Annotated in this window: 21 protein-coding genes; 8 read left to right on the top strand and 13 right to left on the bottom strand. The window is 60.3% G+C overall.

The genetic code is table 11. From position 1 onward, the window contains the following. Nucleotides 1-189: 189 nt before the first annotated feature. From pyk to ABH944_RS00020, 4 genes are all read right to left on the bottom strand, one after another. Nucleotides 190-1,626 carry a pyruvate kinase gene (gene pyk / locus ABH944_RS00005; RefSeq protein WP_062081363.1) on the bottom strand — a complete coding sequence of 479 codons (1,437 nt, stop codon included), beginning with the start codon at nucleotides 1,624-1,626 and terminating at the stop codon, nucleotides 190-192. A 439-nt stretch (nucleotides 1,627-2,065) separates the two neighbouring features. Beyond that, the gene (locus ABH944_RS00010) at nucleotides 2,066-3,256 is read right to left on the bottom strand and encodes a phosphoglycerate kinase (RefSeq protein WP_404603782.1); all 1,191 of its coding nucleotides are present in this window, start codon (nucleotides 3,254-3,256) and stop codon (nucleotides 2,066-2,068) included. Between the two features lie 461 nt (nucleotides 3,257-3,717). Then, a complete protein-coding gene (locus ABH944_RS00015; protein ID WP_404603784.1) occupies nucleotides 3,718-4,041 on the bottom strand; it encodes an AzlD domain-containing protein in 324 nt (107 codons plus the stop codon). Next, nucleotides 4,038-4,889, bottom strand: a complete 852-nt coding sequence (locus ABH944_RS00020) for an AzlC family ABC transporter permease (RefSeq protein ID WP_404603786.1) — start codon at nucleotides 4,887-4,889, stop codon at nucleotides 4,038-4,040. The genes ABH944_RS00015 and ABH944_RS00020 overlap by 4 nt, the downstream gene beginning before the upstream one ends. 615 nt (nucleotides 4,890-5,504) lie before the next feature. On the opposite strand from ABH944_RS00020, the gene ABH944_RS00025 reads away from it, so the two are divergent. From ABH944_RS00025 to moaC, 8 genes are all read left to right on the top strand, one after another. Further along, a complete protein-coding gene (locus ABH944_RS00025) occupies nucleotides 5,505-6,428 on the top strand; it encodes a branched-chain amino acid transaminase (RefSeq protein ID WP_404603788.1) in 924 nt (307 codons plus the stop codon). Between the two features lie 138 nt (nucleotides 6,429-6,566). Next, nucleotides 6,567-6,761: a zinc-finger domain-containing protein gene (locus ABH944_RS00030; RefSeq protein ID WP_062081241.1), complete on the top strand. Its 195-nt coding sequence runs from the start codon at nucleotides 6,567-6,569 to the stop codon at nucleotides 6,759-6,761. A 272-nt stretch (nucleotides 6,762-7,033) separates the two neighbouring features. Continuing rightward, nucleotides 7,034-8,083: a lipopolysaccharide heptosyltransferase II gene (gene waaF / locus ABH944_RS00035; RefSeq protein WP_404603791.1), complete on the top strand. Its 1,050-nt coding sequence runs from the start codon at nucleotides 7,034-7,036 to the stop codon at nucleotides 8,081-8,083. Between the two features lie 298 nt (nucleotides 8,084-8,381). Continuing rightward, on the top strand, nucleotides 8,382-8,828 hold the full coding sequence (locus ABH944_RS00040; protein ID WP_062081245.1) for a nuclear transport factor 2 family protein: 447 nt from the start codon (nucleotides 8,382-8,384) through the stop codon (nucleotides 8,826-8,828). Further along, nucleotides 8,806-8,973 (top strand): hypothetical protein, encoded by a 168-nt coding sequence (locus tag ABH944_RS00045; RefSeq protein ID WP_404603793.1) that lies wholly within the window; start codon nucleotides 8,806-8,808, stop codon nucleotides 8,971-8,973. Before ABH944_RS00040 ends, ABH944_RS00045 begins: the two co-directional genes overlap by 23 nt. After that, complete coding sequence (locus ABH944_RS00050; RefSeq protein WP_404603794.1) at nucleotides 8,970-10,223, top strand: YheT family hydrolase; 1,254 nt, start codon at nucleotides 8,970-8,972, stop codon at nucleotides 10,221-10,223. The genes ABH944_RS00045 and ABH944_RS00050 overlap by 4 nt, the downstream gene beginning before the upstream one ends. Then, nucleotides 10,216-10,800, top strand: coding sequence for a DUF2946 family protein (locus ABH944_RS00055; RefSeq protein ID WP_404603796.1), 585 nt, complete (start codon nucleotides 10,216-10,218; stop codon nucleotides 10,798-10,800). The genes ABH944_RS00050 and ABH944_RS00055 overlap by 8 nt, the downstream gene beginning before the upstream one ends. A gap of 227 nt (nucleotides 10,801-11,027) precedes the next feature. Further along, nucleotides 11,028-11,507: a cyclic pyranopterin monophosphate synthase MoaC gene (gene moaC / locus ABH944_RS00060; protein WP_404603798.1), complete on the top strand. Its 480-nt coding sequence runs from the start codon at nucleotides 11,028-11,030 to the stop codon at nucleotides 11,505-11,507. A 32-nt stretch (nucleotides 11,508-11,539) separates the two neighbouring features. On the opposite strand, the gene ABH944_RS00065 is transcribed toward moaC, so the two are convergent. The 9 genes from ABH944_RS00065 to recA form a co-directional block, all read right to left on the bottom strand. Then, nucleotides 11,540-12,745: an HNH endonuclease gene (locus ABH944_RS00065; RefSeq protein ID WP_404603800.1), complete on the bottom strand. Its 1,206-nt coding sequence runs from the start codon at nucleotides 12,743-12,745 to the stop codon at nucleotides 11,540-11,542. A 186-nt stretch (nucleotides 12,746-12,931) separates the two neighbouring features. Next, nucleotides 12,932-14,752 carry a PglL family O-oligosaccharyltransferase gene (locus ABH944_RS00070; protein WP_404603802.1) on the bottom strand — a complete coding sequence of 607 codons (1,821 nt, stop codon included), beginning with the start codon at nucleotides 14,750-14,752 and terminating at the stop codon, nucleotides 12,932-12,934. Between the two features lie 238 nt (nucleotides 14,753-14,990). Continuing rightward, nucleotides 14,991-15,614 carry a pilin gene (locus tag ABH944_RS00075; protein ID WP_404603804.1) on the bottom strand — a complete coding sequence of 208 codons (624 nt, stop codon included), beginning with the start codon at nucleotides 15,612-15,614 and terminating at the stop codon, nucleotides 14,991-14,993. A gap of 118 nt (nucleotides 15,615-15,732) precedes the next feature. Further along, the gene (locus ABH944_RS00080) at nucleotides 15,733-16,443 is read right to left on the bottom strand and encodes a TerC family protein (protein WP_404603806.1); all 711 of its coding nucleotides are present in this window, start codon (nucleotides 16,441-16,443) and stop codon (nucleotides 15,733-15,735) included. Between the two features lie 142 nt (nucleotides 16,444-16,585). Next, nucleotides 16,586-17,467: a succinate--CoA ligase subunit alpha gene (gene sucD, locus ABH944_RS00085; protein ID WP_031359567.1), complete on the bottom strand. Its 882-nt coding sequence runs from the start codon at nucleotides 17,465-17,467 to the stop codon at nucleotides 16,586-16,588. 125 nt (nucleotides 17,468-17,592) lie between these two features. Next, nucleotides 17,593-18,774: an ADP-forming succinate--CoA ligase subunit beta gene (gene sucC, locus ABH944_RS00090; protein ID WP_404604262.1), complete on the bottom strand. Its 1,182-nt coding sequence runs from the start codon at nucleotides 18,772-18,774 to the stop codon at nucleotides 17,593-17,595. A gap of 169 nt (nucleotides 18,775-18,943) precedes the next feature. Further along, nucleotides 18,944-19,633: a DUF2889 domain-containing protein gene (locus tag ABH944_RS00095; RefSeq protein WP_404603809.1), complete on the bottom strand. Its 690-nt coding sequence runs from the start codon at nucleotides 19,631-19,633 to the stop codon at nucleotides 18,944-18,946. 365 nt (nucleotides 19,634-19,998) lie between these two features. Next, nucleotides 19,999-21,627 (bottom strand): recombination regulator RecX, encoded by a 1,629-nt coding sequence (gene recX, locus ABH944_RS00100; RefSeq protein ID WP_404603811.1) that lies wholly within the window; start codon nucleotides 21,625-21,627, stop codon nucleotides 19,999-20,001. Nucleotides 21,628-21,643: 16 nt separating this feature from the next. Then, nucleotides 21,644-22,720 (bottom strand): recombinase RecA, encoded by a 1,077-nt coding sequence (gene recA, locus ABH944_RS00105; protein ID WP_097261144.1) that lies wholly within the window; start codon nucleotides 22,718-22,720, stop codon nucleotides 21,644-21,646. Between the last annotated feature and the right edge of the window lie 209 nt (nucleotides 22,721-22,929).

Below are 22,929 nucleotides of genomic sequence, written 5' to 3' on the forward strand. Positions count from 1 at the left end.
CACTCGTTTGGTGCGTTTCGCTACGGTCATCGTTGCTCCTAGATGCTGGCAGTCTCCTGCCAAATGACCGTTTACACAAAACTAATTACACCCTCGCGTTAATGCCGGGTGGTCGGGGTCAATGCCACGCTGCTGCTTGCCGCAGCGCGACGTCATCAACCCCGAGCCCTATTCCTTGTACGAACCAACTTAAAACGGATCGCCTACCCGCACAATCTTCATTGCGTTAGTTCCACCGGCCTGCCCCATTGGCTCGCCGACAGTCAACACAACCATATCGCCGCGTGCGGCATATCCCTTCGATACAACCACCTCCAGCGCCTGCTGAAGCGCGATATCGCGATCGGTGTTCGTATCCAGGTGCAACGACGTCACGTTCCGATAAAGCGCCATCGTCCGCTCACTGCCAATGCGCGGCGTCAGCGCAAAAATGGGCACATGCGACCAGTGCCGCGACATCCACAATGCCGTCGCCCCGGACTCGGTCAACGCAACAATCGCCTTCGCGCCCAGGTGGTAAGCCGTGAACAACGCACCCATCGCAATGGATTGATCGATCCGCGTGAACGTGCGGTCAAGGAAATCCTTGTCCAGCTCGCTCTGCTCGGACTTCTCGGCCTCCAGGCAAATGGCCGCCATGGTCTCGATGGTCGTCACCGGATACTTGCCCGCCGCCGTCTCCGCCGACAACATCACCGCATCCGTACCGTCCAGCACCGCGTTCGCGACATCGGACACTTCAGCACGCGTGGGCACGGGCGCATGGATCATCGACTCCATCATTTGCGTCGCCGTGATCACAAACTTGTTCGACTCGCGCGCCATCCGGATCATCCGCTTCTGCAACGCCGGCACAGCCGCATTGCCCACTTCCACCGCGAGATCACCACGGGCGACCATGATGCCGTCCGAAGCATCAAGAATGCCCTGCAACGCCGGAATGGCTTCCGCGCGCTCGATCTTCGCGATCATCTTCGGCTTGATGCCATAAGGCGCGCCCGCGATGTTCGCCAGTTGCCGCGCCATCTCCATGTCCGTAGCGTTCTTCGGAAACGACACTGCCACGAAGTCCGCACCGAGGGACATTGCCGTCTTGATGTCCTCCATGTCCTTCTCGGTCAACGCCGGCGCAGTCAGACCGCCGCCCTGCCGGTTGATGCCCTTGTTGTTCGAAAGGTCCCCGCCCACTTTCACCGTGGTATGAATCTCTTCGCCGATCACCCGAACCACGTCGAGCACGATCAGCCCGTCGTTTAACAACAGCACGTCGTTGGCGCGCAGGTCACGCGGCAAATCGGGGTAATCCAGGCCAACGCGTTCGTCATTGCCCAACTCACAACGGGCGTCGAGGATGAACGAATTGCCCGCAATCAACGTGACCTTGCCGTTTTCGAACTTGCCCACGCGAATCTTCGGGCCTTGCAAGTCGGCCATGAGCGCAACTTCACGGCCGCATTGCTTGGCGGCGTCGCGAACGTATTGCGCGCGCTGACGATGGTCGTCGGCGGTGCCGTGCGAGAAGTTGAAGCGAACCACGTCGAGACCCGCCTGCATCATTTGCAGCAGGATCTCAGGGGTACTGGAAGCTGGGCCGATAGTGGCGACAATCTTTGTAGCGCGATGCATGGAATTCCTCGTCTGGGTGGTATCGCCTGAAACAGCGCTGCGAGTACGGTGTGCCGACGGGGATGAAAATGTCTCCGCCTGCGAACGCGCGCCGGCTCGAGCCGGCGTCGCTTTGTGATGGCTATTCGATATCTGCCCGGCGGCTGGAATCAGCGACGCACTCGCGCCGCCAATCATGACCGCCGCTTCCTTGCTGATTACCTTCCTTCTTTCCTGCTTTAAATTCGAGTCACGCCGGGCCGGCGCCGCAGCGGAACGCTTCGACTTGGCCGGTGCGCGAGCGGGGCCGGGGTCAGGTTTCACCCCGACCGCCACCCTCGATCCAATTTCGGCCGCCACCGATAAACCAGCGTCAGCAGCCAACTCTTCTTTATCTGCAGCAACTTCAGCGACTACGGACTCGGGACGATTGCTCTTCGACGTGGCTCGTTTCATGGGCTCAAGCCCGCGATTCAAGCACTTCCACTGCCGGCAACGTCTTGCCTTCCAAAAACTCCAGGAACGCACCACCGCCCGTCGAGATATAGGAGATTTTGTCGTGGATGCCGTACTTCTGGATGGCCGCGAGCGTGTCGCCGCCGCCTGCAATCGAGAACGCCGATGAGTTCGCAATCGCATCCGCCAACGTCTTTGTACCGTTACCGAACTGGTCGAATTCGAACACGCCAACCGGCCCGTTCCACACGATCGTGCCTGCCTTCTCCAATTGCGCAGCAAGCGCCTTGGCGGTGTCCGGACCGATATCGAGGATCAGATCGTCGTCCTGCACCTGATCCACGGCTTTCGTTTCAGCCTTGGCCGTCGCGGCGAATTCCTTCGCGGTCACGACGTCGCTCGGGATAGGCACCGACGCGCCACGCGCCCGCGCTTCGCTGATGATGGTCTTGGCTTCGTCGACGAGATCCTTCTCCGCCAGCGACTTGCCGATCTTCAACCCCGACGCGAGCATGAACGTATTGGCAATGCCGCCGCCCACGATCAGCTGATCCACCTTCTCCGCGAGGGACTTGAGGATGGTGAGTTTCGTCGATACCTTCGATCCCGCGACAATGGCGACCAGCGGACGCTTCGGCTCGCCAAGCGCCTTGCCCAATGCATCCAGTTCAGCGGCGAGCAGCGGGCCGGCGCACGCCACGGGCGCGTATTTCGCGATGCCGTGCGTGGTCGCTTCCGCCCGATGCGCGGTGCCGAACGCGTCGTTCACATAGATATCGCAGAGTTTGGCGAGCTTCTGTGACAGCGCGTCGTCGTTCTTCTTCTCACCCTTGTTGCAGCGGCAGTTCTCGAGCAGCACGACCTGACCCGGCTGAACCTGCACGCCGTCAACCCAGTCGGCGATCAGCGGCACATCGCGACCGAGCAATTCGCCGAGGCGTTTGGCCACCGGCGCAAGCGAGTCTTCAGGCTTGAACTGCCCTTCCGTCGGACGGCCCAGGTGAGACGTGACCATCACGGCGGCGCCCGCTGCCAGCGCTTGTTGAATGGCCGGAACCGAGGCGCGCACGCGCGTGTCTTCGGTGATGTTGCCCTGATCATCTTGCGGAACGTTGAGGTCGGCACGAATGAAAACACGTTTGCCGGACACTTTGCCTTCGGCGATCAGATCGGTGAAACGCAGTACTTTCGTCATGGGAGTCAGCGTGTGAGCGGTAATTGGAAAGCGGTTCGGGCGAGTTACATCTGCGAACCCTGGTCTCATGCCAGCAGGCTCACGAGGATCGCTACGGAGAAATTGAACTGCTCAGGACCATCCCGGCAGCGGGCCAGCGTGCGTGCAGCATCGCCAGGCGAGCGGCGCCAAGCGGACGATTCGAACAAGCAAGGTAATTCGGAGGCGACGAAACAAGGCGTGCCGCGCCTTTCGCCAAAGACCTGGAGGCCCAGGCGACGAGGCGTCGCAGAGGAGAATGGAGCGAGTGAAGCTGGTGTGCGGTGACTGCCGGATACACGTTTCGACCTCATTCGATACGACAGCGAGAGCGCCATTTTAACCGATACCCATGCCCGCCCGACGCTGGAAACGCAAATCCCCGAGATTCGGAAACAGCGATTTTGCGGTGCAGTGCATGACGCACCGCAACAAAATCAAACTCAGGCAAACAGCCGCAACGCTGTGAAAACGATCATGCCGATGACGATCGTCCCGAGCATTCCCCGACGCCAGAGAAACCAGGCGAGACCGCATAGGGATGCGTAGAGCGCGTGATTCGAGAAGGCGATCGACAGGCCGTCCGACGTGGTGAGCAAGTCAGGCACGACAACCGCGACAAGCGCCGCCGCCGGCGCGTAGCGCAGCGCGCGCTGCACGCGCTCGGGAAGGATCATGCGCTCGCCGCCCATCAGGAACAACGCGCGCGTGATGCCGGTGATCAGCGCCATGCCGGCTATCGCCAGCCAGACTTGAGCGGCGCTCATCGGGCGCTCCGGGTGGCTTTGGGGCTGACCGGCGACTTGTCGAGATCGGATGATGGGGGATTCTTCTGCGGCTCGGCGTCGGCGAGACGGGCCACGGGGTTTTCCGAACGCCTTGCTGCACCGATGGTCTTGCGCGCTGCGCCCATCTTCTCGGCCATGAGATCAGCGAACGTGCCGGCGAGCAGCGCCGCCGCCACTGCCAGCGGTAAAGAAAGCCGGTACGGCAGGTCGAGCGTAATCAACGCGATCACGCTTGCCACGCCGACAGCCGCCAGCGTGGAGCGCGTCGCAATAGCCGACACAATCAGCGGAATCAGCGCCAGCGTACCGGCGAGTTCGAGGCCCCAGTTATCGGGGAAAAGACTGGCGAGCAGGATCCCCGCTATGGACGACACTTGCCACGAGGACCAGCTCGTCGCCGCCATGCCCCAGAAAAACGCCTCCTTGCCGGGCTGATAGCCGGTCTGGAAATTACGCTTCTGGAACATCAGGTAAATGATGTCGCCATTGAAATAACCGAGCACCAGCCGGCGGCGCAGCGGCAAATAGGCGAAATGAGGCGCAAGCCCCGCGCTGAAAATGCCGAACCGCAGGTTCACCATGGCAGCGGTCAGCAGGATGGTCCAGAGGGGCAGCTTCGCGGCGAACAGCGGCAGCACGGCCAGTTGCGACGATCCCGCGTAGGCCGCGAGCGACATGCCGAGCGCCTGCGGCACGGTCAGCACGGACTTGGCCATCGCGATGCCTGTGACAAGACCCCACGAGAACGTGGCCGGAACTGCCGGAGAGAGGGTTTTGACGCCATCGAGAAATGCGCGTCGGTTGAGGTCTGACAGCCGGTCGAACATGGAGATTGGTGCGAGTCGCGGTGTGCTTGTGCGGTTGAGCGGCGGAATCCGGCGAAGAACGGGCAAGAGCAGACGGGAGCCGGACGGTTGGCGCGTTGGCGCGGACCCGCCGCGGACCGAGCCTGAAGCGTTGGCTATGAATCGCTGGCTAAAACAACCCGAAACCGCCGTGCCGAGCCTTGAATCGCGCCCTGTCACCACGCCGTATCAAGCCACCCGATCCGCATGGCGGCCTTTCAGGCATTCCTCACGGTTTGCTTTCGAACCGCGACTTTGACTGCACGCTGAGCACATCGCGTAACGGCGAAAGGTGAATTATAGCGTCGTGAAAGGCGCCAAATGGCCGACAGCGCCCATTTTTTAATCGAAAAGACGCTAAAATAACGGTCTTTGGCCGCCCGGCCGTTTGCCGGTTTTGCGCCGGAATCCCGCACCCCGCGCGCTGTCTTCGAAGAAGCGCAACGGCTGCGAACAAGGCGCAGAAGGCCCGTTGTCATCGTCATGCCGGTTAAGCGGGCGAAAGACGCGGGCAGGAAAACTGGCAAGCTAGCGGGATACGCTGGCGCAATCCGGCGGCCCACTCAATATCTGCACACAACTCGCCAGGAGAATCGTATGTCAATGGCCGACCGCGACGGCAAGATCTGGATGGATGGCAAGCTGATCGACTGGCGCGACGCCAACATCCACGTGCTCACCCATACGCTGCACTACGGCATGGGCGTTTTTGAAGGCGTGCGCGCCTACAAGACCGGCAACGGCACGTCGATCTTCCGTCTAAAAGACCACACCAAGCGCCTGCTCAACTCCGCCAAGATCTTCCAGATGGAAGTCCCGTTCGACCACGCTACGCTCGAAGCCGCGCAGCTCGAAGTGGTCGGTGTGAACAAGCTGGAATCCTGCTATATCCGCCCGATCATCTGGGTGGGATCGGAGAAGCTGGGGGTATCGGCTAAAGGCAACACTATTCATGTCGCAATCGCCGCGTGGCCGTGGGGCGCCTATCTCGGCGACGACGGTCTGGCGAAGGGCATCCGCGTGAAGACGTCGTCGTTCACGCGCCATCATGTGAACGTCTCCATGGTCCGCGCCAAGGCGTCGGGCTGGTACGTGAACTCGATCCTGGCAAACCAGGAAGCGATCACCGACGGTTACGACGAAGCGCTGCTGCTCGACGTGGACGGTTACGTGTCCGAAGGCTCCGGCGAAAACTTCTTCCTGGTGAACAACGGCAAGCTGTACACGCCGGACCTGGCTTCGTGCCTGGACGGCATCACGCGCGACACCGTCATCACGCTGGCACGCGACTTCGGCATTCCGGTGATCGAAAAGCGCATCACTCGCGACGAGGTCTACACCTGCGACGAAGCGTTTTTCACCGGCACGGCCGCTGAAGTCACGCCAATCCGCGAGTTGGACAATCGCACTATCGGCGAAGGCAAGCGTGGCCCGATCACCGAGAAGCTGCAAAGCGCATTCTTCGATATCGTGAGCGGCAAGAACGAAAAGTACGCCGGTTGGCTTGCGCAGGTTAAGTAACCGAGCTTAGGTATCTTTAAGCGCAACCCGACGAATGACGTGCAGCGGCGAGCCCGGTTTTCCGGGGCTTCGGGTCTGAATACCGGACTCGAAAACCAGGCTTGCCGCTTCCCCAGACTAGAACGAACGAGATTCCTCATGAGCGAACTGAAGGAAATGCCGCTGGTCCAGTTGTCGGCGAAAGATCTGCCGGCGTTCTGCCCGAACCCGAACATGCCGCGCTGGAGCACGCATCCGCGCGTTTTCCTCGACATTACCCACGGCGAAGCACGTTGCCCGTATTGCGGTACGCGCTACAAGCTGAAAGACGGCGAAACGGTCAAGGGTCATTGAATCTTCGTCTTCGCGAAGAAAGCGGCCGGTGGCCTGAACTGCACCGCCCGCTTTTTTCCGCGGCCACTCGCCATGTTGTGCCGCAACCAGCCGATGCTGCAGCCGATCCCGTTGAACACCACGCTCCGGCCGCGCTCGGCGCCTTGACAGCACAACACGTCGCGCCTCGACACCGGACACGCCGGGTGCCGGGCGCTCACACCCCGATAGCAACAACGCGCCCGCCTGCATGGCGTGAGCTGCGTTATTTTTTGAGACTGGAACTTACATAGATGCGTCGCGCGTTGGTTATCGCACCGAACTGGATTGGTGACGCATTGATGGCGCAGCCGCTGTTTTCGCTGCTGAAGAAGCTGCATCCGCGCATTGTCATCGATGCTGTCGCGCCCGCCTGGGTCGCGCCCGTGCTGGAACGCATGCCCGAGATCCACGACGTCTACGCCACCGATCTCGCCCACGGCAAGTTGCAAATGCTGCGCCGCTGGCAATTGGCGAGCGATTTGCGCGACGTGGGTTACGACGCCGCGTACGTGTTGCCGAACTCGTTCAAATCAGCGCTGATTCCGTGGATGGCGGGAATCAACCTGCGGGTGGGCTATACGGGCGAAAGCCGTTATGGCGTGCTCAACGTGCGGCACGCGAATCCGGGCAAGGGTCAACGCCCGCCGATGGTGGGCCAGTACGCCGCCCTCGCCTACGCGCCGGGCGCGAAGCTACCGTGGCTGCAGGAAAACGCGACGGTTCCCATGCCGGTACCGCGACTCGATACCGACCTGAACGAAGCGGCGCGCGTCTCCGCCCGTTTCAATCTGGATACGCGCGCGCCGCTCGTGGTGTTTTGTCCGGGCGCGGAATATGGTCCGGCGAAGCGCTGGCCGCCCGAGCATTTCGCGGCGCTCGCGCAGTTCATCGCGCAATCGTTCCCGTATGCACGAATCGTCGCGCTTGGGTCGCCGAAAGACTCGCCTATCGCACAGGCCATTGCCGATCGCGCGCCGAATGTGCGCAACCTGTGCGGGCAAACGTCCCTGGGCGAAGCCTGCGCACTGATCTCGCGCGCGAGCGCCGTGGTCACCAACGATTCCGGCCTGATGCATGTGGCCGCCGCGCTGCGTCGCCCGCTGGTGGCCGTGTTCGGCTCGACCGACCCGCGTCACACGCCGCCCCTCTCTGATCTCGCAAAGGTACAATGGCTGCACCTCGAATGCAGTCCGTGCTTTGCCCGCGAGTGTCCGCTGGGTCATTTGAACTGTTTGCGCGAACTCGGCGCCGAGCAGGTTTTCGGCGATTTGCGCGGCATGTTGATGATGCAGCGCCATTAAAGCGGGTCTGGCTGAAGCGGCTTCGGCGCCGTGGCTCATGCTGATTGGGCCGGCTTGGCCGAACCGCTTCGAAGATTGCTTCATGACATCGTCAGAGCAGCGTCTGCCACGTCAGGTTCTCCGGCGCCGGGTCCGCGTCCTCCGAGCTTCCATCGGCGGCGTGTTTGCGGTTCCGAGCCAGTCCTGACATGCCAATGTCCCTAAGCCGGGGCATGCTTTTGAAACTTGACCGAACCATGGCGCTTCACTGTCCGACACCATCGGGCGCCATGCATCGACTGTTAGAGACCCACTAGCCATGCCACGTTTTGCCCGCCTCTTCGAAGCCGCCGCCGATACCCTCAACGCCTACTACCAGGCTGTCGCGGAGGGCAATATCGACAGTGTCATGGCACTCTGGATCGACGAGGAATTCGCCACCTTCATCTGTGCGGACGGTTCGCACCTGAGCGGCCTGGACAGCATTCGCGCGGGCCTTTCGGCGCAACTGGAGAACCGGCCGGTCACGGTCGAGCCACTCGATATCCGCGTCTACGACAGTCTCGGCACCGTGGTCTACGCCATCGCCGAAGCGCATCAGCCGGCCGAACCGGGCAGTTCGCCCATCATGGTGTTCAGCACCTATGTAATGGTCCACGAACGTGGGGAATGGCGCATTGCACATATCCACGCTAGTGCGATGCCAGACGAAGCCGCCGGCCAGGTTGCGGCGAAAATGCGACATGGACAAGGTCCGCTGCATTGACATCGGGTTTGCGGGTACGCTGGGCAAGGTAGCCGGCGTCCGGGGCTCGACGATTGCTCTGGCTGATTGTGAAATCAGCCAGCAAACCGTTCAGCAGACCGCCTACCCGTTCGCATCCAGCATCCTGTGTGAAGACGCGCAATGAAACGCGATCCTGCTCATCTAATCCCTGACGCTCCGGCGCTCAATACCCCTTCTGCGCCTGAGCAGACCGCTTCGGCCGCTCTCCGTGCGGTGAGCCAACCCAAACCTGAAGCCCTGGCCGAATGGCTGTATCTGCCGCCTCGATGGCTGCCCACCGCGCATGCGCAGACCATCGTGCCGGCCTTGTTCGCACAGCGGCCGGCGGTGAAATATCGGCGGGAACGATGGACAACCCCGGACGGCGATTTCATCGATCTCGACTGGCTGTCTTATGACGCCGATGGTGAGGGCCACACGCGCACGGCGCAAGGCGAACGACAGGAAACGGTCTCCGCAGCGATCGATGAAGCCAGGCCGTCGCAAAACGGGGGCTCGGCAGCAGCGCAGCCCGCATCGCCCTTCCCCGACTCCAGCGCCCCGCTTTTTGTGCTGTTCCACGGACTCGAAGGCAGCTCGGACTCGCACTACGCACGCGTGTTGATGGCCGAAGCGAAGGCGCGTGGCTGGTTTGGCGTCGTGCCGCATTTCCGCAGTTGCGGCGGCTCGATGAACCTCCTGCCGCGCTTTTACCATCTCGCCGATAGCGCCGAAGTCGACTGGGTCCTGCGTCGATTGAAGGTGCAACATGCGGGGCCGGTCATCGCGGCGGGGGTATCGCTGGGCGGCAACGTGCTGCTGCGCTGGCTGTGCGAGCAGGAACAGGACGCAGCCGCCATCCTGGATGCCGCCGCGGCAATCTCCGCTCCTCTCGACGTCCACGCCGGCGGCCACGCAATCTCGCAGGGTTTCGGCATGGTCTATACACGCAGCTTTCTCAAGACACTCAAGCGCAAGGCGCTGGCGAAACTGGAGCAGTATCCCGGCCTGTTCGACCGCGACGCCATGCTCGCGGCCCGCACCATGCACGCTTTCGATAACGCCGTGACCGCGCCGCTGCACGGTTTCCGCGATACCGACGACTACTGGACCCGCGCCACCACGCGGCCCTATTTGCCGCGCATCGCCATTCCAACGCTGCTATTGAACGCCCGCAACGATCCGTTCCTGCCGGGGCGCGTGTTGCCATCGGCGGCGGAGGTTTCGGCGGCAGTGACCCTCGATCAACCCGCGCATGGCGGCCACGTCGGTTTTATGACCGGGCCGTTTCCGGGGCGGATAGACTGGTTGTCGCAGCGGGTGTTCGGCTATTTGCAGACCCATGTGCAGCCGGCCAAACCCGCACACCCTTCACCGGATTCCGAGCATGGATGAGATCGTCAAACAGGCGCTGGCCAAATGGCCCAACGTCCCGCATTGCACCGGCTGGCTGCTGCTCGACCGGCGCGGCCAGTGGCGCATGCGCGACGACGCCACGCAAGCTGCAGGCCTTCCCGGCGATATCATCCGGCACGACGCGTTGCTCGGCTTCATCAACCGGAACTATGCCGCCGATGCCGACGGTCAATGGTTCTTTCAAAACGGCCCGCAGCGCGTGTATGTGGAGCTGGGTTACACGCCGTGGATCGTGCGGCTGAGTGAGTTTCACGACGCGACGGACGGGACGCTGCGGCTGACCGATCACGCAGGCGGGCGGTTTGAACCGACGGCGGCTTGGCTCGACGATGAAGGCGCTGTGCTGTTCTCGGATGGTTCGGATGCTCCGCGCGTCGCCGCGCTGCACGATCACGATCTCGATCTGTTTTCCACATACGCCGATCTCGACGATAACGGCGGCGTGTTCCATTTCGCGGCTGGCGTGGATCTGGCGCTGGGGCGTATCGATCGGGCGGATGTGGCGGGCAAGTTTGGGTTTGTTACGAGTCCGGCCGCGAACGCGGCGGCCTCGTAAAGCCTCCTAACTATCGTCCTTCTCCAGCTCCCAACGCGGCGGCAACTAGTCGGTTTGGACGCATGGCAAACTCTGCTACACGGTCGCCGGGATGGCGTGCGGCCACCGGCTGGAACGCTGTGAACGGACAAGCGAAAACGATTTGAAAGGCTTACCGTAGCAGCGTGTGCGCGCCTGGACCACCCGTGCGCCGCTGTTATGATGAGCGCCTGTTGCAAGGAGAGGTTATGTCCGGACTTACACATTTCGATGCTTCTGGCGAAGCGCACATGGTCGATGTCGGCGACAAAAGCGAGACGCGTCGCGTGGCCATCGCGCGCGGTTCCATCGTGATGCTGCCTGCCACGCTCGCGCTGATCCGCGACGGCAAGGCTAAAAAAGGCGATGTGCTCGGTGTCGCGCGAATCGCTGCGATCCAGGGCGCAAAACGCACCTCCGATCTGATCCCGCTATGCCATCCGCTGGCGTTGACGCGAGTGGCGGTGGATTTTTCCATCGATGAAAAACTGCCCGGCGTGTTTTGCGAAGTACGCGTGGAAACGGTCGGGCGCACAGGCGTGGAAATGGAAGCGCTGACCGCCGTGCAGGTGGGACTGCTGACGGTTTATGACATGTGCAAGGCTGTGGACCGCGGAATGACGATCACCGATGTGAAGGTGCTGGAGAAGCATGGAGGGAAGTCGGGGGATTGGGTGGCGGGGAATTGAATTTGAAAGTCTCCTGCCATGTCCCGTAAAACCTAGTTATAAGCCCGTGCCCTCAATGCAATAAAGCCAGATTTCAGGGCTTCGCGACTCTCGCCGAAGTGCGCCTCTCGGTGATGCGACGGACAAAGACACACGACGTTATCGATTGTGTCTACCCCACCGTCAGCGAGCGGCTGGATATGATGAACTTCGCAATACGGCTTGCGATCTTTGCCATTGAAACTTGGATGCGCGCAGCCGGCCACCTCGCATTGAAACTCCGCGCGCACCTTTGCGATAGCAATGACAAGAGGATCGCGTTCGAATACGGTACGTCTGGCGGCCCGACTACTGGGCCTGTCCGCCAGAGCGAGGTGCGACTTCTGCGTCGCATATTTCAAAATCAGATCCTCGTACGTCTGCTGGGCCAGCGTTACCGCCTCTCGATCGATTGCCGTTTCCAGTGCTGCGGCATCAGGTACCACGTCAATCAATGAGTCACTAGTCCCCCACAAACGTTCGTATTCGGCATAAATAGCTGTCGTACACAATTCGAGTGTTTCAGCGTTAAAGAACTCAGCCCAGACGGCTTTATCGATTTCGCCACCACCCGACATGCCCGCGCGAAGGTCCCGCGGATCGATGCTGCGGAAGTTCATGACTTTGTTATAGACTCCGCCGACCGCGCGCCCCGTTACTAGCGAAACGGCGGCGACTGGTGAATTAGCCAGCTTTGATACTGGAATTCCGAGTGTTTTGACGTAGGCCCACAATCCCGCGATCGACTCGCTTCGATTCCAGTCTTGCCCAACGCAAGCCCACATTTGAGCCATCCGGGCCGCTTCTTTTTCGGACAGTAGAAAGTTCGTGTTCGTGGGCTCTTTCAGAATCAGCATGCCTGAAAGTACGGGGTCTTCTTTCAGCCATTCGCGTCGGAGTTGTTCGCGGGAGCTGCCCACCCGAATAATCTTTAACCAAACGCGCTTGGATTCGAGCTGGGCTTCGCTTTCATCAAGCCGAAATCCAGCACCGATAGTGTCGGACGCGTTCGACGCCACCAACGAACTAATGAACGCCTCCGCGACGACGCCAGCCTTGTCTTTCTCGCTACCAGCAGCTCGCCAGATATAAACGCGATCCCCAACATGCATTTGATCGGCTTGATCGAAAACGGGCCAAGTTAATATGCTGGGACGTGTCGCAGAAAAACCTTCTATGTCGAACCTTTCGGGGTTCGCTTGGAATATCCAACTGTGCATGTCGCCTCTCGCTTTGCGCGTAGTTGCCACGAGATTACTGGCAATTTCACGCTGCGAAAAGCCCACTTGAGCGAAGCCTCGCTCAAGCGGTTGTCTCGGGACAACAGCAGAAGGTGCCGCTGAATGGATAGAACGGGTTCTGTTCTGGACAGACCTTAAAGAGCCGCGTGAACCACGGCCCTCTCCTCAATCATCCTCATCATCGCTATCGTCATCCTTGGTCGACGGTGCGGGCACGCCATACATCTTCATCAGTTCAGCCTTGAAGCCGGCCAGCGGCTTACCCTGATCGTCGAGTAGCTGATAAACATCTGCGAGTTGTTGCGGCCAGTCGTGAAGCTCGGTGGAGAAGATCTTCAACCGGGCGATGGTATCCAGCGCGTCCTGCGACTGTCCGGCCAGCGCCTGCAACACCGCATAGCGCCGCAACACAGTTTCCCCCGGCAACAACGCCAGCGCCTGACGATGCATCGCGAGCTTGGTGGCGAGGTCCTGGCTGTTCATCGGCAGCAAAGTCGCGGCGCCGTACTCACCCCAGGCGCGGAACAAGAACGACGGATCCTCACGATATTGCTCAGCCGGTTGCGAGCCGTAATAGAGCACTTCCGACCGGTTGTAATCACGCAAGATGGGGTACAGCGAAGCCAGTCCAAGCACCACCAGCACAACGTACAACCCATAGGAAAACGACCGCGACACCCACCGCACCGGCCGCGTCTCGAGCAAGCCGAAGACCAGCATCGCGGGCATCAGGAAAAACATGTACTGCTGCGGATACTCGACCAGCGCATGCATCATCAGCACGCCCAGCAGCGACAGCGCGAAAATCCGCGCCGGCGTATGCGGCGCACGCAGCACGCGCACGAGCCAGCACACCACGCTGAACAACACAATCGCCATGCCAAGCAAACCGGTTTTCGCGAGCAAATCGATAAAGATATCGTGCGAATTGTTCGCAATCTCCACGCCGCCAAGCTCACCCACGAACTCAAACTGATGCAGCGGGAACTCGCCCCAGCCAACACCCAGCAACGGGTGCGTCAGGAACATGGTCCAGCCATACTTCCAGAGCGCAAGCCGCGGCGCGATCTGATTCGCGTCCTGCATCCGCTCCGCAGCCGATTGGCCAAGTTCAAGTTGAAAACGCAAGTTCGCCCAGCGAATCGCCGCGTTCACGACGAAGAACAACACGAGCAGCACGATCGGAATCAACCACGCGCGTGTTTTGTTGCGGGCGACACGGCTCGCAGGTCCATCCGGGTCATCTGCCCGGGTCGAGCGGCCCTGGATGAAGGCCATCCAGAATCCCCCGACCACGATCACACCCATCTGCAACCACGGCCCCCGCGACACGGTCAACGCCAGCCCTGCGGAAAATATCGCGGACAGGACGAGCCATACAATCACCGGCAAACGTCGTGTCTGCACGAGGTACAGCGCACCCGCCGTTGCGAACGCAATGTAGGTCGCAAGGTGATTCGCCTGCGCCATGTTGCCGAACGGCCGCCGTTCGATCTCGATGTTGTAGGCCACCACGAACGGCGAAAACTTCGGCTCCATGTGGAACAACTGCACGACCTGGCAAAACACGGCGAACAAACCACCCACGATCAACGCCGCTGCACCCCAGCGCAACGCCTTCTCGGCAAGGCCGGCGCGCACGAACCCATAACCGGTATGCACCGCGATAAACGATGCGAGCAGATACCCACCGCCAAGCCAGTTCATCGACGGCTGCGACACCGGCAATACCACCGTCTGAACGACGAGCAGAAAGCCGAGCACAAGCGGCATTAACGCGATGACCGGTGTGGCGAACGGCACCCGCGGTTCGGATAACCTCACGATCAACACCATTGCGCCGCCAAGCACCAGGAACAGTCCAAGCGCGCTGAACTCGGCGTAGAAGGTCGGAATGGGGTACGTGTGGTTGACGACCGCGAACGGAATCGTCAGTGCCAGGCAGAGGACAGCAAGAGAAAGGTAGCGCGCGATGTTTGAAGGCATGTGGGGTCGGGAACGTCGGCAACCGGCGCACTATACAAAAAATTACTGTTGCTGTGCGGCGCAGCGCATGAAATGCGCCGAAATCCCTGTCATTCCTGAAAATTCCGTGGTGGTTTAGGCAAAACATCGAGGCTGTCCGCAATCCGCGTGCTCGCTTACAAGCGTCGTGACGACGATTCACTGCGATTACGGTTTCGTGCGGGCAGCCTTTCAGCTTCGCTAAACGCCTTTCGACTCCCTACGTCCGGCATTCCGGCGGTGCGAGATTAGGCGGCAACGTGGGTGCTTGCGAGGGCGATGGACCCGCGCCTGGCGCCGGCAAGGAAGACGCCGTTTTCGTGGCCGCAAAACATTCCCACGTAATCGATCCGGCCTGAACCGAACCCTTGGTCAGGACGGTTCGCGCCGTTGGCGTCTCGGCATTGTCCGGCGTTGAAGGCACGAGCACGAGCGTGTTCGATCCGGCCGGCGCCACGCGCGTGGAAAACGCGATGGTGACTTGCCCGTTGGTGTCGTCGACATGAATCGATTCCACGTTCCGGGTTCCCGGTGGCGACGCAGATCCACCGCCCAGATCCGATCCGCTCGCGGCGTTCTCCGCCACCGCCAACCGTGCCGACGACGCCAGCGACAAACCCTCGCCCACCCGGCTACGCGCCAGGTAATCCTGATAAGCCGGAATGGCGTACGGCGCGACCACGCCGGCAATCGCGAGCACGATCATCAACTCGATCAACGTGAAGCCCATCCCAAAACGCTTTATCTTGCCGCGCGTAATCAGCCTTCGAAACCAAGCTTTGCTACCACTCGGACTACCTGCTTCATCCGACCTGCATACCGCTGCTGTTATTGCTGCTGCCATTGCTGAACTCCCAAAAAGACGAAGCGCCTGGTTGTGTAATGCAATCCAGACGCTTCGATCTTATTGAGCCCTACCCGGTCTCAACAGTCAGCCAGACGGCTAACGGTCGAACCGAAAATCAATGTGCGGCTTTCGCTTCCGCCGCCAGCACGCGTCGGCGGAAGTACCAGCCGAAGCCCAGCACCAGCACCGCACCTATCACGTGCGCCGTGTATTCAACGCCCAGCAGATTCGATGCGGGCCATCGATCGAGAAACGGATCGTCGATTATCAACCCGCCCGCGATCCACCCGAGCAAACCGGCACCGAGCGCAATCACGATCGGGAATTTATCGAGCAGCTTGAGCACCAGCGTGCTACCCCACACGATCAACGGAATGCTCACCAAGAGGCCAAAGATGACCAGCGCCAACCGATGTTGCGGATCGGCGGCCTCCGCGGCGCCCGCAACCGCGATCACGTTGTCGAGGCTCATCACGGCATCGGCCACGATGATCGTCTTGATCGCGGCCCAGAGCTGGTCCGCCGGCTTGATATTCGGGTCGCTGTGATCCGGCATCATCAGCTTCACGCCGATCCACAACAACATGAGGCCGCCAACGAACTTGAGGAACGGAACATCGAGCAGCAAGACCGCGAACGCAATCAACGCAACCCGCAAGACGATTGCGCCGAGCGTGCCGAGCAGCACGCCACGCGTGCGTTGCTGCGGCGGCAAATTCCTGCAGGCGAGCGCGATAACGACCGCGTTATCGCCGCCGAGAAGAATATCGATGACGATAATCTGAAGAACAGCGCCCCAATGGAGCGTGGCGAAAAATTCGAGCATGAAAAAACCAATGACGGATAGCGACAGAAAAAACGCGCAATAAAAAAGCGGGGAAGCCTTGGCTCCCCCGCTTTTAGTACCGACGTTCTACGAAAGGCTTACGTAAGCATAACGCAGCCCCGCGTTTTCTGTCGATCAGTCCTTAAAGCATCGCCTTCAACAAACGCGCCATTTCCGACGGGTTTTTCGTGACGGTGATACCGCAAGCTTCCATGATTTCCAGCTTGGCATCGGCCGTGTCCGCACCGCCCGAAATCAGCGCGCCTGCGTGACCCATGCGCTTGCCGGCCGGAGCCGTGACGCCCGCGATGAAGCCAACCACCGGCTTCTTCATGTTGTCCTTGATCCAGTAAGCCGCGTTCGCTTCGTCCGGGCCGCCGATCTCGCCGATCATGATCACGGCGTCCGTGTCGGGATCGTCGTTGAACATCTTCATGACGTCGATGTGCTTCAGACCGTTGATCGGATCGCCGCCAATACCGACTGCCGACGACTGGCCAAGGCCAATAGCCGTCAACTGGCCGACTGCTTCGTACGTGAGCGTGCCTGAACGCGACACCACGCCAATACGGCCCTTACGGTGGATATGACCCGGCATGATGCCGATCTTCAGTTCGTCCGGCGTGATGGTGCCCGGGCAGTTCGGTCCGAGCAGCAGCGTCTTGCGATTTTCGCGACGCATACGGTCCTTGATCTCGAGCATGTCGCGCACGGGAATGCCTTCCGTGATGCAGATGGCGAGATCCAGATCGGCTTCAACCGCTTCCCAGATTGCAGCAGCGGCGCCAGCCGGCGGCACGTAGATCACCGAAACGGTTGCACCCGTTTCAGCCTTCGCTTCCGCGACGCTTGCGTAGATGGGGATGCCTTCGAAATCTTCGCCGGCGCGCTTCGGGTTCACGCCCGCCACGTAAGCTTCACGGCCGTTCGCATACTCGCGGCAAGCGCGGGTGTGGAACTGACCGGTCTTGCCGGTAATACCCTGGGTAATGACCTTGGTGTCTTTGTTGATCAGAATCGACATAGTGTGACCTCTGTTCGTCGACGCCGCTTTTCACCTGCGCACCTTGTTTCAAGGCGCGGCGGGCGGAAAAGCACCGCCTTTCGTGTCTGGTGGAACGCTCGTAATTGCCGGAATGACCCAGGCGATTACTTGCCCTCGGCTGCTGCAACAACCTTCTGCGCAGCTTCTTCCATGCTGTCGGCCGCGATGATCGGCAAGCCTGAATCCGCCAGCATCTTCTTGCCGAGATCTTCGTTCGTGCCCTTCATGCGCACGACCAGAGGCACCTTCAGCGACACGGCCTTCGACGCTTCGATCACGCCTTCCGCGATCACATCGCAGCGCATGATGCCGCCGAAAATGTTCACGAGGATTGCCTTGAGGCCCGGGTTCTTCAACATGATCTTGAAGGCTTCCGTTACCTTCTCGGTCGTAGCGCCGCCGCCCACGTCGAGGAAGTTGGCCGGCTCGCCGCCGAACAGCTTGATCGTGTCCATGGTGGCCATTGCCAGACCGGCGCCGTTCACCAGGCAGCCGATGTTGCCATCGAGCGAGATGTAGGCCAGATCGAACTTCGATGCTTCCACTTCAGCCGGATCTTCTTCGTCGATATCGCGATACGCGACGATGTCCGGATGACGGAACAGCGCGTTGGCGTCGAAGTTGAACTTGGCGTCAAGTGCGATCACCTTGCCGTCGCCGGTGACGATCAGCGGGTTGATTTCAGCCAGCGATGCGTCCGTTTCCCAGAATGCCTTGTACAGGCCTTGCAGGATCGCGCGTGCTTGCGGGATCGAGCCTTCCGGAATGCCGATCTTGCGCGAGAGCTCGTCGGCGTCTTTGTCCAGCAGACCCGTCGACGGCTCGACGGCGAACTTGTGCAGCAGTTCCGGTGTCTTTTCCGCGACTTCTTCAATGTCCATACCGCCTTCGCTTGATGCCATCACCACGACTTTTTGCGTGATGCGGTCGAGCACGAGGCCGACGTACAGTTCCTTCTTGATGTCCGCGCCTTCTTCGATCAGCAGGCGGTTCACCTTTTGGCCTTCAGGGCCGGTCTGGTGCGTGACGAGTTGCATACCGAGGATCTGGTTCGAATATTCGCGAACCTGTTCCAGCGTCTTTGCAACCTTCACGCCGCCGCCCTTACCGCGGCCGCCAGCGTGAATCTGAGCCTTGACGACCCATACCGGGCCGCCCAGCTCTTCAGCGGCCTTGACCGCATCGTCCACCGAGAACACGGGCTTGCCGCGCGGGACCGCGACGCCGAACTTCCGCAGGATTTCCTTTCCCTGGTACTCGTGAATCTTCATGCGTGATTCCTTCAGTCTGAGAGTTGGATTGAACTTCGATTACTTGGATTAATGAGTTGCTTGAATTACTTGAATTGCGTTCAGCGTTGCTTCCGGCGTGTCCGGCGTGAACAGTACGCGCGTCCGGAGTCATGCTGATGTTTCCTGGTCGGCCAGTTCTGGGAACCTGCTCTTGCTAATTTGGCTAATTTCGCTGAGCCGGCTCCACGTCGCTTCCGGCCTTTTTGGAGTTGTCCTGATTCGCTATCCGGTCCGTCCCGCTGCGGGGCGCGTGGCCAAACCAGCGCGGATAATATTGCCGAACGGCTTCACCGTCGAAACGCAACGCGTTGCAACGGCCAAGCTGGAACGGGGGTTTGTCGGTTTCTTTTTCGGCTTCTGTGCCTGCTGCCGCACTTTCTGAACTATCCGATGACGTGCCCGGCGCGCCGCCTTTTTCGGTGTTCCACACTTCGCCGGCGAATGCCTGGATGGCCGCTGTGGGCAACACGGCGCAGAGTTCCGTGATATGCGTGCAACCGGTCGTGCCGGCCAGCAAACGGCTGGATTCACGACGGAAATTCTGCACAAGATTGAGTCCGATGAGCGCGCGGTAAGCGGAGTTCGATGCCGCGCACAGACCCGCATACGGTGCCCACTCGGAAGCCGCTTCGGCGTCGACGATGGTGAACGTGCGGTCAATGGTGATGCGCAGCCAGAGTTCATGGATCGGCAGGCCTTGGGGCCGGACGCCCGCCGCGAGTTTGACGTCGCGCGGCTTTTCATCAGTTAGACAGGCTTCGATATCCCACAAGCCATCTTCGCGCTCAAACGCTTCCATTCGAATCGCGCGGCGATGGCGCAACTGTCGGGAAACGGGCGGAGAAAGCGGCATGTGCAGAGGAAGGCCGGAATGAGAAAACGCCGAAATTTTACCATACTGGCCATTTTCAGCCGGACCGAGTTCCCGTGGGGGAAGCTTGAGGGGGAATGCGCGGGCTGGTGCGGCGGTTTGTTTCGCGATGACGGCGGGTGATGGGGGATTCCGCTCAACGTCGGAGTTGGGGTTTTTGTTTGTGCTTTTGGGGATGGGGGTTTGTGGTGTTTTGCGGCCCGTTTGCGCGTTGTTGGTGCGTCGTTTTTGTCGAGCCGGCTGAGGCGTGAAGCGTCCGTTATTCGCGCGTTAGAGCCTCAGTCATGTGTTGGAGCCTCAGTCATGTTCGTTCGTTGCACGCTTGCGGACCTAATTTCCGTTGGCGCCTATTCGTCGATGAATTCGTCATCGCCCGCTTTCAGCACTTTCACGATCGTCCCGCCGTTGAACCCTCGCGTAGCGAGAAAGCGCGCTTGTTTCGCACGCTCGGCGGGTGTCGTCGGTAGTTCGCCGAATTTCCTGCTCCAGACGTCGCGAGCACGGGTGAGCTCGGTCTTGTTCAATTCTGCGCCGGCGTCCTGAATCAACGTTTCGTCAATACCGTTCCGCTTCAACTCATTGACGATCCGGCTTGTGCCAAGACGATTGCCCCGCCGATGAACCACGCTCTCGACAAATCGCTCATTCGATAACCACCCTTCACGCTCCAGCGCGTCGAGCAAGGTATCGAGGGAATCGCTTTCGGCGAGATGGGGTGTCAGCTTACGGGATAACTCAGCGCGGCTGTGTTCACGACGCGATAAGTAACCGAGAGCACGGCCACGTAACGATAGCTGCGGCCCCTTTCGCTTCGAATCGCCCGTTGCCGTGGGTTTTCCACGTCCGGCGGATCCGCGCGAATAAACCGGCTCGGCGTTTTGGGTTTCGCTAACTGCATCCGCTGCCGATGGCGCGCACTGTTCGAACGGCTCGAATGGATCGGCTATGTCGATGGTGGTGTCTTGCTGAATGCCCGGAGAAATTACTGGGGCTTTCGATTGCGATTTTCTGGCAGCTTTTGCAGGCGCGGCCTGCGATTGAACAAGCGCTTGTTCGAGCACCGCCCGAGCGCGCCTTAAGCGTTCGTCCGCGTCGACTGCGTCCAAACCAGCAACCGAATCAGAGGCCGAATCAGGCTGCGGCGGCTCAATTCGTTGCTCGTCAACTTGCGGCACAACCGCGATATCGGCGCTTTCTGCGTTTTTCTCGTCAGCGGGTTTCGCTGACTTCGGCACGGCGCGACGGCTGGTTTTTCGGTCGGTGGACCGTTCGAAAACATCGTCGCCGTCAGCAGGCTGAGGTGAAGATTTTCCACGCGAGGCCGAGCCGATTGCTTTGCGTCCCGACAACCCGCCGCGTCCAAATTTGCTGCGATCACTCGACCGCTCGTACTCAGCCGGGGCCTCCGCCGATACGCGATCCGAAGAAGATGACCGCGCCGACGCCCCGCCACCAAACGATCCGCGTTTCGGATGGGCACGATCACTCGACCGTTCGAACACCGGTTCGCTGTCCTGCTGCGTGGTTTCACCGGCAATTTCCAGACTCGCGGCGATTGCCTCCGCCTTGCTGGTGCCGGACGATAGGCTTGAACCACCTGTGCGTCCAAAGCTGCTTTTCCTGGCGAAGCTGCTGCCGCTGCTACTGCCAGCACTCTTGCCGCTGGAAAAACCACCGCCCTTATTAAACCCACTGCTCCCGCTCTTCTCGCCGGAAGCCCCGCCGCTCTTCGAGAAGCTGTTTCCAAACGAACGACGCGCCGGCGCAGATCCCTCCGCACCGGCGCGTTCGCTTGCTGCTGCGCGGTATCGATCGCTACTTCTTTCATAGTGATCAACTCCTTCCTCGGCGCTGGGACTTTCGTCTTCGTCACCGATGGAATTCGAGCCGTCAGGATCTTCCTTTACGTCATGCTCCGCGTCACGATTTGAATCGCGACCGGTCTTTGATCCGAACCGGCTCTTGCTGCGCATCATCTTTACCGCCTAAAACTCATTCTTCTTCATCTGCCACTTCGGCAACACCCGGTGCAACTGCGTCGGCCATTGCATTGACGCCCAGCGACTCGCGAATCTTGTTTTCGATTTCGCGTGCCATTTCAGGATTCTCACGCAGGAATTCGCGTGCGTTGTCCTTACCCTGGCCAATCCGTTCGCCGTTATAGCTGTACCAGGCACCGGCTTTATCAACCAGCTTGGCTTGCACGCCCAAGTCGATGATTTCGCCCTGACGCGAGATACCTTCGCCATAGAGAATGTCGAAAATGGCTTCGCGGAACGGAGGCGCAACCTTGTTCTTCACCACCTTCACGCGCGTTTCGTTGCCGATCACTTCGTCGTTCTTCTTGATCGAGCCGATACGGCGAATGTCCAAGCGCACCGACGCGTAGAACTTCAGCGCATTACCACCCGTGGTGGTTTCCGGATTGCCGAACATCACGCCAATCTTCATGCGGATCTGGTTGATGAAGATGACCAGGCAGTTCGTACGCTTGATCGTGCCGGTCAGCTTACGCAGGGCCTGTGACATCAAACGCGCTTGCAAACCAGGCAGCGAGTCGCCCATTTCGCCTTCGATTTCAGCCTTCGGCACGAGCGCCGCGACCGAGTCGATCACGATCATGTCGATGGAACCCGAGCGCACAAGTGCGTCGCAGATTTCCAGCGCCTGCTCACCCGTGTCCGGCTGCGAGATCAGCAGGTCCGACGCGTTCACGCCAAGCTTTTGTGCGTAAGCGATGTCGAGCGCGTGTTCCGCGTCAATAAATGCTGCCGTGCCGCCGATCTTCTGCATTTCGGCAATCACTTGCAGCGTCAGTGTGGTCTTACCCGACGATTCCGGACCGTAGATTTCCACTACGCGTCCACGCGGCAAGCCGCCAACGCCCAATGCAATATCCAGTCCGAGCGAACCGGTTGAGACCACTTGAATGTCTTCAATGGCTTCGCCGGCGCCGAGTCGCATGATCGACCCCTTGCCGAATTGCTTCTCGATCTGCGCGAGCGCGACGGCCAGCGCCTTGCTCTTCTCTGCAGACATCCCGCCCGGGCCTTTCTTGCTATCTTCCATGAATCGTCCTTTGCTATGATGAACGGCGTCTGGCGCATGCCCTTGGGACTTTTTTTCCGGTTGGGCGCACTGCTGCAGACACTGTATAAAAAAACAGGTGTTTTTGCAAGTCCGATCGGAGCGCGTAGTTTCAGCGCCACGTTCGACCCATGCGGGACACCACTACACCTGGAGACCGCCGCGCCGGGCGAATTGCGGTGCCGGCAATG

Source organism: Caballeronia udeis (assembly GCF_044909315.1).
GTDB classification, from domain to species: domain Bacteria; phylum Pseudomonadota; class Gammaproteobacteria; order Burkholderiales; family Burkholderiaceae; genus Caballeronia; species Caballeronia udeis_A.